The organism is Streptomyces sp. NBC_00490 (assembly GCF_036013645.1).
Taxonomy (GTDB): domain Bacteria; phylum Actinomycetota; class Actinomycetes; order Streptomycetales; family Streptomycetaceae; genus Streptomyces; species Streptomyces canus_F.
On sequence record NZ_CP107869.1, the window covers coordinates 1,394,616 to 1,409,447 of the forward strand.

A 14,832-nucleotide genomic window follows, 5' to 3' on the forward strand; every position below is an offset into this window, starting at 1 on the left:
CCGCCGGTGAAAGGAGGCGTCACCATGCCGAAGACCGCATTCCCCCGCCCGGGCAGCACGACCGCCCCCGGGCCCATGGCCTCGCTCGCCGGGCTGCTGCGCGAGTGGCTGCCCCGGCAGCGCTGGTTCGCGGGCAAGGACCGGCCCGTCACGGACCTCTCGCTGCTGTCCATGACGGAGCTGTTCCCGGGCTGTCTGCACCTGCTGGTGCAGACCGGACACGCGCCCGTCCCCGCCCCCGGTGGCGCCACCGCCGCGACGGGCGACTGCTACCAACTGCTGCTCGCCGTACGCAAGCATCTGTCACCGCGTCTCGGCCGGGCCCTCATCGGGCGGGCGGAGGAAGGGCCGCTGGCCGGCCTGACGGTGTACGACGCGCTCCAGGACCCGCGGGTCGCGCAACTGCTCCTGGAGCGGCTGCGGCACCCCGGCACGGCGGGTCCCCTGCGTTTCGAGGCCGACCCGTCCGCGTCCGTGCCCGCGGGGCTCGTGCCGCGCATGCTGGACGCCGAGCAGTCCAACTCCTCGCTGGTGTACGGGGACTCCTTCATCCTCAAGGTGTTCCGGCGGATCCAGCCCGGCGTCAACCCCGACCTGGAGGTGCCGGGCGCACTGGCCGGGCAGGGCTGCCGTCGGGTGCCCGCGCCGGTCGCCTGGTTCCGCACGACCCAGCCGCAGGAGGCGACGCTCGGGGTGCTCCAGCCCTTCCTGCCCGATGCGTCCGACGGCTGGACACTGGCTCTGCAGGCCCTCGCCTCCGGCGACGACTTCACCGCGAAGGCCCATGAACTGGGGCAGGCCACGGCGGAGGTTCACCTCGCGCTGGCCTCGGCCTTCCCGGCCCTGGCCCACGCCGAGAACGACCGAACCGCGGCCGCGATGACCGAGCGGCTCGGTGCCGCCGCGCACTGCGTACCGGCACTCCAGCCGTACGTGCCGGCGCTGCAGACCGCGTTCGCCGCGCTCACCACCTGCGATCCCGGTCCGCCCGCCCAGCGCATCCACGGTGATCTGCACCTGGGGCAGGTACTGCGGGCCGGCCGCGAGTGGTTCGTGATCGACTTCGAGGGTGAGCCGTCCCGCCCCCTCGCCGAGCGCCGCAGCACCCACTCCCCCGTACGGGACGTCGCCGGCATGCTGCGCTCCTTCGACTACGCCGCCCGCCAGCGCCGCCCCTGGCGTCCGGAGTGGGCGCGTCGCTGCCGTGAGGCCTACTGCGCGGGGTACGCCTCGCTCGCCGGGTGGGACCCGCGCAAGAAGCACGGTCTGCTGCGCGCCTATGAGACGGACCGCGCCGTGTACGAAGTCCTGTACGAAGCCCGGCACCGCCCCGACTGGCTGCCCGTGCCGATGGCGGCGATCGAGCGTCTCGCCGTGAGAGGAGCCTGAAGCCATGGCACTGCGCGACACCACACCTCCCGAGGCCGGCGGTCCACGCCCCTGCCGTGCCGCACCGCCCCTGGACCCCGCCGACCGCGCGCGGTTGCTGTCGGGCGCCCACCACGACCCGCACTCCCTGCTCGGCGCCCATCCGGCGCCGGGCGGGATCGCCTTCCGGACGCTGCGTCCCTTCGCCCGTGCCGTCGACGTGGTCGTCGGGGGAGAACGCGCCGGACTCTCCTCCGAGGGCGACGGTCTCTTCTCCGGCGTACTCCCGCTGGAGGCGATTCCCGCGTACACCCTGCTGGTCTCCTACGAGGGCGACGCGCAGGAAGTGCACGACCCGTACCGCTTCCTGCCCGCCCTCGGTGACGTCGATCTGCATCTCATCCGTGAGGGCCGGCACGAGGAGCTGTGGAAGGCGCTCGGCGCCGAGCCGATGACCCACCAGGGCGTGACCGGCACCCGCTTCACGGTGTGGGCGCCCAACGCACAGGGCGTGCGGGTCGCCGGGGAGTTCACCTGCTGGGACGGGACGGCGTTCCCGATGCGGTCCCTCGGCGCGTCCGGGGTGTGGGAGCTGTTCCTGCCGGGCATCGGCGAGGGCGCACGGTACAAGTTCGAGATCACGTCCCGCTCCGGGGACCGCTTCCTCAAGGCCGACCCGATGGCTCGCAGTACCGAGGTACCGCCCGCGACGGCGTCCGTGGTGACGGCCTCCCACTACGAGTGGGGCGACGAGGAGTGGCTGGCCCGGCGCGGGGACGTGCCGGTGCACGAGGCGCCCTTCTCGGTGTACGAGGTCCATCTGGCGTCCTGGCGACCGGGACTGACGTACCGTCAACTCGCCGAACAGCTCCCGGCATACGTCAAGGACCTCGGCTTCACCCACGTCGAGCTCATGCCGGTCGCCGAGCACCCCTTCGGCGGCTCCTGGGGCTACCAGGTCACCGGCTTCTACGCGCCGACCTCGCGGCTGGGCACGCCCGACGACTTCCGGTACCTGGTCGACGCCCTGCACCGGGCGGGCCTCGGCGTGATCATGGACTGGGTTCCGGCTCATTTCCCCAAGGACGACTGGGCGTTGGGACGGTTCGACGGGGAGCCGCTGTACGAGCCGGGAGACTGGCGGCGGGCCGAGCATCCGGACTGGGGGACGTACGAGTTCGACTTCGGCCGGGTCGAGGTGCGCAACTTCCTGGTCGCCAACGCTGTGTACTGGTGCGAGGAGTTCCACATCGACGGGCTGCGGGTGGACGCGGTCGCCTCGATGCTCTACCTCGACTACTCGCGCGACTCCGGCCAGTGGACGCCCAACGTGTTCGGCGGGCGCGAGGATCTGGACGCGATGGCGTTCCTCCAGGAGATGAACGCGACCGTGTACCGGCGGGTGCCGGGGGTCATGACGATCGCCGAGGAGTCCACCGCGTGGGGCGGGGTGACGCGGCCCACGGAGAGCGGCGGTCTGGGCTTCGGCCTGAAGTGGAACATGGGCTGGATGCACGACTCCCTGGGCTATATCCAGCACGAGCCGGTGCACCGCAAGTACCACCACCACGAGATGACCTTCTCCATGGTGTACGCCTACAGCGAGAACTTCGTCCTGCCGATCTCCCACGACGAGGTCGTCCACGGCAAGCAGTCGCTGGTGTCGAAGATGCCCGGCGACTGGTGGCAGCAGCGCGCCACCCATCGCGCCTACCTCGCCTTCATGTGGGCCCACCCCGGCAAACAGCTCCTCTTCATGGGCCAGGAGTTCGCCCAGGGCGCCGAGTGGTCCGAGGAACACGGCCCGGACTGGTGGCTCCTCGACCCCGGCTACAGCGCCGAGCCCGATCATCGCGGGGTGCGGGACCTGGTCCGCGACCTCAACACCGTCTACCGCGCGACGCCCGCTCTGTGGCAGCGGGACACGAGCCCTGACGGCTTCCGGTGGATCGTGGGAGACGCGGCCGACGACAACGTCTTCGCCTTCCTGCGCTTCGACGCCGAGGGAACCCCTCTCCTCGCCGTCTCGAACTTCTCCCCCGTCGTCCGCCACGACTACCGCCTCGACATCCCGGGGGACGTCCCCGCCTGGCTGGAGGTCCTCAACACCGACGCGGAAGGCTACGGCGGCGGTGCCGTCACCTGTCCCGACCCGGTGAAACCGGAGGACGGTGTCGTACGGCTCACGCTGCCGCCGCTCGCAACCGTATGGCTGTCGCCTGTGTGATCAGCCGTCTGGTGGGCAGTCGGGGCGTACAACTTCGTCACGGCAGAAGGGCGGCTTCACGTGCGCACCGTAGGAGTGGAGGAGGAGCTCCTCCTGGTCGCCCCGGAGACCGGCGAACCACGAGCACTGTCGGCCGCGGTGCTCGCCCGTGCCGCGCACGACGGCACGAACGGTGACGTGTTCGAGAAGGAGCTCCACAGCCAGATGCTCGAGTTCGCCACCCATCCCCAGTCGGAGATGGCGGAACTCGCCGCGGAGATCGTCCGCTGCCGCAAGGAGGCGGCCCGGCACGCCGGGGAGATCGGCTGTGCCGTCGCCGCGCTCGCGACGTCGCCGCTGCCCGTGAGCCCCTCGGTCGCCATGGGACGGCGCTATCAGTGGATGGCGGAGCAGTACGGCATCACCAGCAATGATCTCGTCCTGGGATGTCATGTCCATGTGTCCGTCGAGTCCGACGACGAGGGCGTCGGCGTGATCGACCAGATGCAGCCCTGGCTGCCGGTGCTGGCGGCACTGAGTGCCAACTCCCCCTTCTGGCAGGGTGAGGACACGCGGTACAGCAGTTATCGCAGTCGGGTGTGGCAGCGGTGGCCCTCGACCGGTCCGACCGAGGTGTTCGGCTCGGCCGAGTCCTATCACCGGCGGGTCGCGGACATGGTGGCGACCGGCGTGATCCTCGACGAGGCCATGGTCTATTTCGACGCGCGGCTGGCCCGGCGGTACCCGACGGTGGAACTCCGGGTCGCGGACGTCTGTCTGCACGCGTCCACCGCCGCGCTCATCGCCACCCTCGCCCGCGGCCTGGTCGAGACGTCGGCGCGTGAGTGGCGCGCGGGCCGAAAGCCGACGGGACACAGCGTGAGCCTGCTGCGGCTGGCCGCCTGGCAGGCCGCCCGGTCGGGCCTGACGGACGAACTCCTGCATCCGGCGACCATGCGCCGGCTGCCCGCGGAGACGGTCGTCCGGGCACTGCTCGACCACGTCGGCGACGCCCTGGCCGAGACCGGTGACCTCGAGCGGGCGCGGGAAGGCTGTGCCGAGCTGCTGCGGCGCGGGAACGGCGCGCGCATCCAGCGGGAGCTGATGGCGCGGACCGGGAGCCTGCGGGAGGTCGTCACGGAGTGCGTGCGCCACACGCAGGAATAGCGCGGTCCGCGGGTTCCCGCCCTCTGCGAGAGGATCACGTCGGAACCAGTTGTCGAATACCTGCATCGAACGCGCTGACCTCGGCTAGATTCGGGCACCGCCGATAACAGTTCTCATCGGCGGAGTCACACCCCGTACACATCAGGAGCAGCGCATGCGCGACCTCGCCCTCGCTCCCCCGTCCGTCTCGCCGCTGACGGGCGGGCTCGCCGACAGCGTCTTCGAGACGGCCGCCCGCAACCCCACCCAGCCGATGCTCGCGCGCCGTCCCGACCCCTCCGCCACCACCTGGGAGGAGGTGACCGCCGTGGAGGTGCGGGACGAGGTCGTCGACCTCGCCAAGGGCCTGGTCGCCTCCGGGATCGCCCCCGGCAACCGCGTGGCGATCATGGCGCGCACCCGGTACGAGTGGACGGTTCTGAGCCATGCGCTGTGGGCCGTCGGCGCCGAGGTCGTGCCCATCTATCCGACCTCCTCACGCGATCAGGTCGCCTGGATCCTGCGGGACGCGGACTGTGTCGGTGTGATCGTCGAGGACGAGCAGAGCGTGATGACGGTCGGCTCGGTGTGCGCGTCGCTGCCGCGGCTGCGCCACGTCTGGCAGTTGGACGACGGGTCGCTGGAACAGCTCGTGAAACGGGGCGAGTTCATCCCGCTCACCACGATCGAGTCGCTGCGTCGCATCGTGATGCCGGACTCCACCGCGGCCGTCGTCTACACCTCCGGCACCACGGGCCGGCCGCTGGGCTGCGCGGTGAGTCACCGAGGTCTGGCGAGCGCCTGCGACATCCTGCTGGAGGGGTGGGGCCACACGGTGGTGCCACCGGGCGGACAGGGCTCGGTCCTCGCCTTCCTGCCCTTCTCCCATGTGTACGGCCTGCTGGTGCAGAGCCTGTGCATCCGCGGCAGTCTGGTGATGGCCCACGAGCCCGATCTGAGCTCCGAGACGTTGTCGGCGTCCCTGCTCTCGTTCCGGCCCACCTACTTCTGCGGTGTGCCCTCGCTCTTCGAGAAGATCTACAAGAACTTCCTGCGGATGGCCCAGCAGGCGGGCCGCGGCGCCCTGTTCGAGCGGGCCGCGGAGACGGCACGGGACTTCGCGGCGGCCGTCGAACGCCATCGGCTGGGACTGGGACCGGGTCCCGGCCTGGATCTGCGGCTCCAGCACGCGCTGTACGAACGGACGGTGTACCGCAGACTGCGGGCCGCACTCGGTGGCCGCGTGCTCCGCGCGGCCTCGGGCGGGTCACCGCTGGGCCGCGAACTCTGTCTGTTCTACGAGGGCATCGGCATCTATGTGAACGACGCCTACGGGCTGACGGAGACGAGCGGCGGCGTCACGGCACAGCCCGTGGGCCGGGAGAAGTCGGGCACGGTCGGCCGGCCCCTGCCGGGCACGGAGATCCGGCTGGCCGCCGACGGGGAGATCCTGGTGCACGGTCCTTCGGTCTTCCAGGGATACGTCAACGACGAGGCCGCCACCCGGGCCGCGCTGGGCAGCGGATGGCTGGCCACGGGCGACCTCGGGCAGCTGGACCCCGAGGGCTATCTCACGATCACCGGCCGCAAGAAGGACGTCATCATCACCAGTGGCGGCAAGAGCGTGGCGCCGGCCTTCCTGGAGCAGCGGCTGCGTATGCATCCGCTCATCCACCAGGCGGTCATCGTGGGTGACAACCGGCCCTGCGTGGGCGCCCTGATCACACTGGACCCGGACTTCCTCGCGCACTGGCGCGGCGGGCTCGCGATGCCGGGTGACGCACCGAGCCGGGAGGCGCGCGAGGAGAACGCGTTGCGGGAGGAGATCGGGCGCGCGGTGGCCGCGGCGAACAGTTCCGTCTCCCGTTCGGAGTCCATCCGCGTGTTCCGGGTCCTGCCGGAGTCCTTCGACCGGACCAGCGCGCTGCTCACACCGTCCATGAAGCTGCGCCGGGACGCGATCGTCGAGCACTACGCGTTCGAGATCGACGCGATGTACCAGGCACGCTCGCGCGCCCCGCGACAGCAGCCCGCGGACGAGATCACGGGCTGGGACGACTCGGACAACGTGTTCCGGTGACCGGTTCGGTCCCGGGAGTCCGATTGACCTCAGCGCCCCCGGGAACTCGCAGAAGTGGCGCCCACGAGGAGCGCCGTTCAGGACCGACACACGACCAGGCAGGAAGCACCATTGGCCTCCGTGGAGATCCCGAGTCGCACCACGAGTTTTGCGGGTGAGCCGCAGAGCGTCACAGCTGCGCGGATCGACGCGGACGAGTTCCTGTACGGGCTCGCACAGGCCTCGCCGCCCGCGACGCCCGAGCACTGGGACGACATCCTGCTCGTCGTCACGGAGCTGGCCGCCAACGCCGTCCAGTACGCCCCGGGCCCGTTCGACCTGTCCATGCGCCGCACCTTCGACGGTGTCCATGTGACGCTGCACGACACGAATCCCACCCCGCCCGCCCCGCGTTCGTTCCACCCGAGAACCGGCGGTGGCGGTGTCGGCTGGCATCTGATCCACGCCCTGTGCGACCAGGTGAGCGTGGTGACGGAGGGCGGCGGCAAGGACGTGCACGTGTTTCTGCCCTGGTGAGACACACGACATTCACTCGCAGCCGGTGCGCGGACGCACCGTGACGGGCATGGTGGTCCACGACGCGTTCGGCTGCCTGCCGCGCCCGGCTGGCGGAACGGCACGAGGCACGGTGGGATCGATGTTGCGAAGCGGAGATCCAGGGCAGGCGAACGGCGTCCGACTCGGACCGCCGGAGCCGCAGAAGGGAAGAAAGACCGTGACACGACCCAGGATCCTGGTGGTTGGCGCAGGCTTCGCCGGCGTGGAATGCGTTCGCCGGCTGGAACGCAAACTCGCCCTCGACGAGGCCGACGTCACCTTGGTGACGCCATTCGCCTACCAGCTCTATCTTCCGCTGCTCCCCCAGGTCGCCTCCGGGGTGCTGACGCCCCAGTCGATCGCCGTCTCGCTGCGCCGCAGCAAGAAGTACCGCACCCGGATCATCCCGGGCGGCGCGATCGGCGTGGACCTCAAGGCCAAGGTCTGCGTCATCCGCACCATCACCGACGAGATCGTCGACGAGCCGTACGACTACATCGTGCTGGCCCCCGGCAGCGTGACCCGCACCTTCGACATCCCCGGCCTCACCGACCACGCGTTCGGCATGAAGACCCTCGCCGAGGCCGCCTACGTCCGCGACCACGTCATCGCGCAGCTCGACCTCGCCGACGCCAGCCAGGACGAGGCCGAACGTGCCTCGCGGCTGCAGTTCGTGGTCGTCGGCGGCGGCTACGCGGGCACCGAGACCGCCGCATGTCTGCAGAAGCTCACCCACGCCGCCGTCAAGCGCTACCCGCGCATCGATCCGGGGCTCATCAAGTGGCACCTGATCGACATCGCGCCCAAGCTGATGCCCGAGCTGGGCGACAAGCTGGGCAGCACCGCGCAGCGCATCCTCACCAAGCGCGGCATCGAGATCTCGCTGGGCACGTCCATCGCCAAGGCGGGCCCCGAGGAGGTCACCTTCACCGACGGCCGGGTGGTCCCCACCCGCACCCTGATCTGGACCGCCGGCGTGGTCGCGAGCCCGCTCATCGCGACGCTCGGCGCCGAGACGGTCAGGGGGCGGCTCGCGGTCACCGCCGACATGAACCTGCCGGGCCACGACGGGGTGTTCGCGCTCGGTGACTCCGCCGCGGTGCCCGACGAGGCCAAGGGCGAGGAGGGCGCGGTCTGCCCGCCCACGGCCCAGCACGCGATGCGGCAGGGCAAACATGTCGCCGACAACGTCATCGCCACCCTGCGGGGGCAGTCGACGACGCCGTACCGCCACAAGGACCTCGGACTCGTCGTCGACCTCGGCGGCAAGGACGCCGTGTCCAAGCCGCTCGGCATCGAACTGCGCGGTCTGCCCGCCCAGGTCGCGGCCCGCGGCTACCACTGGGGGGCGCTGCGCACCAACGTGGCCAAGGTGCGTGTGGCCACCAACTGGACGCTCAACGCCCTCGCGGGCGACGATTTCGTGCGCACCGGCTTCCAGGCCCGCAAGGCCGCCAAGCTCCACGACTTCGAGTACACCAACGCGTATCTGACGCCGGAGCAGGTCCAGGCGCATGTCGAGGGGACGGACCGTCAGGAGTAGTCCGCCCGGGGTGCGGGAGGCGGGTCGTCCGGGGCGGGCGCGGCTGCGGGATCTGGTGGCCGCGTCCGACCCCGGACTGCTGCGGCTGGCGGCCGGGCTGCGGACGGTGGGCGCCATCGCGCTCACGCTGGCCGTGCTCGGTCTGCTGGGGGCCCAGGTGCCCCATCTGGTGGCCGGGGCGATCGCGGCCATGGTCGCCACCTTCGCCATCCGGGAGAAACAGCGCGCCCAGCAGGCCGTCACCCTCGCACTGGGCCTGCCCGTGGCGCTGGCCGCCGTCACCCTCGCCGCCCTGCTGCGCTCCCATGTGGTGGCCGGCGACCTGGTCTTCGTCGCGTTGATCTTCTGCGCCGTCTACGGGCGCCGGTACGGCGACCGGGGCACCGCGCTGGGAATGATCGGGTTCCAGGTCTACTTCGCGTCCCTGTTCGTCGGCGCCACCGTCTCCGCGTTGCCACACCTCTACGGCACGCTCGCCGTCGCCTTCCTGGCCAGTGCCGTGGCGCGCTTCGCGCTCGTGCCCGAGACGCCCACCGGGATGCTGGAGCGGCTGCGGGAGGCCTTCCGGGCCCGGCTGGCCCAGCTGGTGGCGACGCAGCTGGAACTGCTGGACGCGGCCGGTCCCGAGGAGGTGGAGAAGGCCCTGGAGCATGTGCGCGACGGCACGGCCCGGCTGCACGAGACGGCTTTGATGATCCAGGGCCGGCTGGAGGAGGGGACCGCCGACGAGGCGATGGCGCGGCTCGTGCAGCGGCGCGTCGCGGACGCCGAGGTCGCCGCCGAGCGGCTCGGCCTGTTGCTGCTGACCGCGCGCAGCGCCGAACGGGCGGACACACTGACCCTGCATCTGCCGGGCGCGCCCGTTCCGCGGGCCGGGATGCTGCCCGTGCGGGACAGGGCGACGGACACCGTGCGGCGCGACCTGGAGGCGCTGCGGCTGCTCGTCCTGCGGCCGGTCTCCGCACAGCCCGGCACGGGGCTCTCGCATGTGCGCAACCGGCTGCTGGGCTACCGGGACCAGGAGAACCTGCCGGCGGCTCCACCGGCCGTCCAGGACGTCTTCCGGGGCATCGGTGAGACGGCCCGCGCGGTGCTGGGGCTGCGGACCGCCCTCGACGGGCCGCAGGACGAGTCCGACGACAGCCCGGCCACGACCCGGTCGCGCGAGGAACTGGACGCCGAGGATGCGGCCATAGACGCCGGTGAGGAGCCTGCGCAGGAGACGGAGGCGGGGTTGCGGCGGCCCACGACACGGGCGGCCGTGCAGGTCGCGGTGGGGTCGTCGCTGGCCATGGTGGGCGGTGAGCTGCTGTCCAGTCAGCGCTGGTACTGGGCGGTGCTGACCTGCTGGATCGTGTTCATCAACACCGCCTCCACGGGCGAGATCCTGGTCAAGGGCTACCGGCGGCTCCTGGGCACCGTGCTCGGGGTGGTGGCCGGCGTCGGGCTGGCGGGGCTGGTCGGCCACCACACCTGGACGGCGTTCGCGGTGGTCCTGGTCTGCGTCTTCCTGATGTTCTACACGGCACCCGTGTCGTACACGCTGATGTCGTTCTTCGTCACCGCCGCGCTGGGCGTGCTGTACACCCTGCTGCACACCTACAGCCTGTCCGTCCTGGTGCTGCGGGTGGAGGAGACGGCACTCGGCGCGGCGTGCGGGGTCCTCGCGGCGGCGCTGGTGCTGCCGGTGCGCACGGACCGCCGTACGAACGACCTGCTCGTCGAGGTGCTGGAGCGGCTCGCGGACGTCACCGAAACGGCGGTGGACCAGCTGAGCGGCGGTCCTCCGGCCGAGCTTCTCGACAAGGCCCGTGACCTGGACCAGGCGCTGGCCGACCTACGGGCCGCCACCCGGCCCCTCACCCATCCCGTCACCCCGCTGCGGGCCCGGCGGGACACCGCGCGGTACGTCGTCGCGCTGCTGGAAACCTGTGCGTACCACGCGCGTGCCCTGGCCGCGACGGCCGAACTGCTGCCCACCCACCCGTCGATCGCGGCGGACCCCCGGCTGCGTGGGGCGGGGCGGCGCATTCTGCGCAACATCGGTGCGACCGCGGCACACGTGGCGGACTCACGGTCCACCGACGAGGTCGAGACGGGGCCGAGCATCGCCGCCCTGCTGGAGTCCGCCGTCCCCGGGTCACCGCGCTTCGGGCGGGTCACCGACCGGGTGCTGCGGCACCTCCAGCGGCTGGACGAGGGTGTGGTGGGGCTGGCCCGGCCGCTGCGGGTACCGGTGGCGCGGCCGAGGGGCTGACGCCGGGGCGGCTCACACCCTGCGCCAGCGGGCCATCGCGAAGGAGAACAGGCCGAACAGCATCAGGCCGACCGCCACCAGGGCCAGCAGCCAGGGGCCGAGCGGGGTCTCGGCGAAGGAGCGGAGCGTGTCGTCCAGGCCCTTCGCCTTGTCGGGTTCGTAGTCGACGGCGGCCCGTACGGCGAAGGCACCGGCGGCCGCGAACACCAGCCCGCGGGCCGCGCCGCCGCCCACCCCGGTCACGTCCACCAGCCGCCGCATCCCGGGCGACATCTCGCCGAGCTTGAACTTGTCGCGGTAGGAGCGCATGACGGCCCGGCCCGCGAGCCACACACCGGCGACGGCGATCCCCACGCCGGCGACACCGACGATCCACTGCCCGCCGGGCATGTCCAGCACCTTCGCCGTGACGTCCTTGGACTGCTTGTCACTCGATCCCCCGCCACCGCCGCTCGATCCCGAGCCCGTCGCGAACGACAGCACGGAGTAGGCGACGAAGCTGTAGAACACGAAGCGGACCAGCGCCAGCAGGCGCTTCTTCGCCTTGCGTCCGTCCGGGCCGACCGAGCCGAACAGCACCTCCGAAAGGCGCCACAGCGCCATGCCGACCAGGCCGATGGCGAGGGCCCACAACAGGACGGCACCGAAGGGCTTGTCCGCCAGCTCGGCGAGCGCGCCGCCCCGGTCCGCCTGGCGTTTCCCGTCGCCGAAGGCGATCTGCAGGGCCAGCAGGCCGACCAGCAGATAGATCACGCCGCGTGCGGCTAGTCCCGCCCGGGCGGCGCCCTCCGTCGCGGAACGGCGGGTCGACCGCCCGACCCCGATCCGGCCGGCCCGTGCGCTGACAGTCAAGTTCATCTCGACCTCCCGCACTCCGAATGCCCCGGTCACGACCATGCACACCCCACGGGGATTACGGCTGGACGCGCCCCGTGCCCAGGGCGTGCAGGTACTCCAGGGCGTCCAGGACCACCGTGCGCTCGTGCCAGGCGATCCAGCGGCCGGCCTGCGCGCCCACCACTTCCAGCACCTTGAGCTGCGCCGCCGTCAGGTCCCCGATGGTGTGGTCGAGGTGGGCCGACACCATACCCACGCAGATGCCGGACGAGGTGGTCAGCGGAACGCTGTGACAGGCCAGGCTGCCCGCCTCGAGGATCGCCTGGCGGGCGGAGGTGCTGAAGACCGGATCCGTCTCGACGTCGTGCACGGTGACCTGGGCGACGTCGCGCGCGGCCTGCGCACAGGACGTGCCGTCCTCGCCGACATGGCCGAAGAAGTCGACGAAGTCGGCTGTGTGTCCGGTGTGCTCCTCGATCCGCAGGCCGCCCCTGACCCGGTCGACGAGCTGGACGTTGCCCATGTCCGTGCCGACCACGGCGAGCGTCTGGCTCAGCACGGCCTTCAGGACGGCACCGCGGTTGCCGGGCCCGACCTCCCGTGCCGCCGGGAAGTTCAAGGGGGGCTGGGCGAGCCGGGCGCGCCGCGGGAACCACAGCGCTTCCCGGGCGTCCGGGCGCGGCGCGGACAGCAGGACTTCGGCCAGGGTGCGCATCTTGACGTTGTACCGCTGGGACGCCACCCGCATCAGAGTGAACGCCCTGTCCGCGTCGGGCAGGGCATACCGCTCGCGCAGCATGCCCTGCGCCTCCGCGATCAGGACGTGGGCGCGGGACCGGGCGCGCAGATCGCGCACCTGTGCCCGCAGCCGCTGATAGTCCTCGTCCGCTCCGTCGGCTGCGGCTTTCTGTCCGGGCTCCGTCATAGGGCAGGCTCCTCGGTTCCTGTTCGTCGGGAACACACACCTGCCCCGATACGGCTCGGGCAGTCAGCCGCCGGTGCGTTCTCCCAGCGCCTCGGCGCGCACACGGGCGCAACTGCGGCTGATGAGACGGGAGACGTGCATCTGGGAGATGCCGAGCTGGTCGGCGATGCGGCTCTGTGTCATGTCCTCGAAGAACCGCATGTAGAGAATGGCGCGGTCACGCTCGGGCAGCCGGCGCAGACCCGCCTTGGCGGATTCCCGGTCGACCACGGTCTCGAACGAGGCGTCGGCCGCGCCCAGGGTGTCGGCGAGGCTGTAGCCGTCCTCGTCGGAGGAGAGTTCGGCGTCCAGAGACAGCGTACTGAAGCTCTCCAGCGCCTCCAGTCCCGTGGCGACCTCCTCCTCCGTCAGGCCCGTGTGGGCGGCGAGGTCCGCGACGGTGGGTTCGGCGCTGCCCGGCGTCTGGGTCAGCTCGCGGCGGGCGACCCGCACCTTGTTGCGGAGTTCCTGCACCCGCCGGGGCACCCGCAGGGCCCACATGCGGTCGCGGAAGTGCCGCTTGACCTCTCCCGTGATGGTCGGCACGGCGTAGCTCTCGAAGGCGCCGCGCTCGGGGTCGAATCGGTCGACCGCCTTCACCAGGCCCAGGGCCGCCACCTGTCGCAGGTCCTCGATGGACTCGCCGCGCTCGCGGAAGCGGCCGGCGATGCGGTGGGCCATGGGCAGCCAGGCGGTGACGAGTTCGTCGCGTACGGCATCCCGCTCGGGGCCCTCCTCCAGGACGGCCAGGCGGGCGAAGAGCCCCGCGGTGTCGGGAGCGTCGTCGTGGCGCCGTCGGGCGGTCGCGGTGGTGGGGGTGCCGGGACGGCTTGTCGACATGTCGATTGGCATGCGGAATCGCTCCTGAACGGTCGTTTCAGGGAATTACCGCGGGAACGGGGACTACCGGCCGGACACCAGACGTGGGCCCTGCAGCAGCCATGTCGCTCCCGCTGGCGCGCCTCCGGTCCGAAGCACGAAACTGCGTCTGCCCTCACCCCGGGGGCCCAAACTCCGCTTTTCCCGGGAAGATCGGTGGACTGTCAGGACAGGGGCACGACCGCGGTGATGCACTTGCCTCCGGTGGGCAGGTCGGTGACCCGCACATCGCGTGCCAGCCGGCAGACGATGGGCCAGCCGAGACCGCCCAGGCGGCGCCGTCCGCGCGGGTCGAAGGGCTCCTTGGCCACGGGAAACGCGTCGCTGCGGTCGCTCACCGAGACGCGCACGCCGGGTTCGCCGACGTCGACGCGGAAGTCGGTGACTCCGCCCCCGTGCAGGATCGCGTTGGTGGTCAGCTCCGAGGCGACGAGCAGGGCGTCTCCCAGGGCTTGGCGGTCGCAGGTCGTATGGGTGACGCGGCAGCGTTCGGCCACGGCCCGCTCGACGGCGCGACGCGCCTCTGCCGGCTGGCACGGCGGGCGGTACCGCTCGACAGATTCGGTCCTGTGCTTCTCGCACATCCCTGGGCTCCCTGAATTCGGTGGGGGGCAGGCCAAGGCGCTCGCGGACAACGCGGAAGTCCCGCCTGGCACGGCAGCGGATCCGTCACACTCCGCGAGCACCGCAGGTCTCTTCCCTTCGGCTCACCTCTCGGAGCCGCATCAAACCTCGTGCACACGGGCCATCCGGAGTCATCTGCGGGGTACCCGGGTGACATGACGGATGTTGTGGACGCGGATGAACTGTTGCGGCGCATGCAGCGTGCCCGGGCCTTTGCTGTGGAGGAGGAGCGTGCCTGGCGGTCCCGCAGTGCCGCCCTGCGGCCGAGCGACCCGGAGGGCTCGCGCGAGGCGGCCGCGCGGACGCTGGCCTACGAGACGGTGCTCACGGTGCTGGACGAGATCCTGACGCCGGGCAGGCAGCCCGGGACGGCCGAGCGGCCCGATTGAAC

12 protein-coding genes are annotated in these 14,832 nt (G+C 71.5%); 8 read left to right on the forward strand and 4 right to left on the reverse strand.

Annotated features, from left to right (window positions below):
• Positions 1–24 precede the first annotated feature (24 nt).
• The 7 genes from OG381_RS06285 to OG381_RS06315 all read left to right on the forward strand — a co-directional run bounded on the left by OG381_RS06285 (position 25) and on the right by OG381_RS06315 (position 11,137).
• Positions 25–1,389, forward strand: a complete 1,365-nt coding sequence (locus OG381_RS06285) for a maltokinase N-terminal cap-like domain-containing protein (RefSeq protein WP_327715104.1) — start codon at positions 25–27, stop codon at positions 1,387–1,389.
• Between the two features lie 4 nt (positions 1,390–1,393).
• Entirely contained in the window at positions 1,394–3,595 is a 2,202-nt protein-coding gene (glgB, locus tag OG381_RS06290; RefSeq protein ID WP_327715106.1) for a 1,4-alpha-glucan branching enzyme, read from the forward strand.
• 60 nt (positions 3,596–3,655) lie between these two features.
• A complete protein-coding gene (locus OG381_RS06295; RefSeq protein WP_327715107.1) occupies positions 3,656–4,741 on the forward strand; it encodes a glutamate--cysteine ligase 2 in 1,086 nt (361 codons plus the stop codon).
• Between the two features lie 154 nt (positions 4,742–4,895).
• The gene (locus tag OG381_RS06300; protein ID WP_327715108.1) at positions 4,896–6,800 is read left to right on the forward strand and encodes an AMP-dependent synthetase/ligase; all 1,905 of its coding nucleotides are present in this window, start codon (positions 4,896–4,898) and stop codon (positions 6,798–6,800) included.
• 111 nt (positions 6,801–6,911) lie between these two features.
• Entirely contained in the window at positions 6,912–7,316 is a 405-nt protein-coding gene (locus tag OG381_RS06305) for an ATP-binding protein (protein WP_327715109.1), read from the forward strand.
• 220 nt (positions 7,317–7,536) lie between these two features.
• Entirely contained in the window at positions 7,537–8,880 is a 1,344-nt protein-coding gene (locus OG381_RS06310) for an NAD(P)/FAD-dependent oxidoreductase (RefSeq protein WP_327722400.1), read from the forward strand.
• A 10-nt stretch (positions 8,881–8,890) separates the two neighbouring features.
• Positions 8,891–11,137: an FUSC family protein gene (locus OG381_RS06315; protein WP_327715110.1), complete on the forward strand. Its 2,247-nt coding sequence runs from the start codon at positions 8,891–8,893 to the stop codon at positions 11,135–11,137.
• A gap of 12 nt (positions 11,138–11,149) precedes the next feature.
• Here OG381_RS06315 and OG381_RS06320 read toward each other — a convergent pair whose 3' ends face one another.
• From OG381_RS06320 to OG381_RS06335, 4 genes are all read right to left on the reverse strand, one after another.
• Positions 11,150–11,995 (reverse strand): DUF1206 domain-containing protein, encoded by an 846-nt coding sequence (locus OG381_RS06320; RefSeq protein WP_327715111.1) that lies wholly within the window; start codon positions 11,993–11,995, stop codon positions 11,150–11,152.
• Positions 11,996–12,050: 55 nt separating this feature from the next.
• On the reverse strand, positions 12,051–12,899 hold the full coding sequence (locus OG381_RS06325; RefSeq protein ID WP_327715112.1) for an ANTAR domain-containing protein: 849 nt from the start codon (positions 12,897–12,899) through the stop codon (positions 12,051–12,053).
• A gap of 63 nt (positions 12,900–12,962) precedes the next feature.
• Positions 12,963–13,790, reverse strand: a complete 828-nt coding sequence (locus OG381_RS06330) for a SigB/SigF/SigG family RNA polymerase sigma factor (protein ID WP_327715113.1) — start codon at positions 13,788–13,790, stop codon at positions 12,963–12,965.
• 191 nt (positions 13,791–13,981) lie between these two features.
• Positions 13,982–14,401, reverse strand: coding sequence for an ATP-binding protein (locus tag OG381_RS06335; protein WP_327715114.1), 420 nt, complete (start codon positions 14,399–14,401; stop codon positions 13,982–13,984).
• Positions 14,402–14,596: 195 nt separating this feature from the next.
• Between OG381_RS06335 and OG381_RS06340 the strand changes: the two genes are divergently transcribed.
• Complete coding sequence (locus tag OG381_RS06340; protein ID WP_327715115.1) at positions 14,597–14,830, forward strand: hypothetical protein; 234 nt, start codon at positions 14,597–14,599, stop codon at positions 14,828–14,830.
• Positions 14,831–14,832 lie beyond the last annotated feature (2 nt).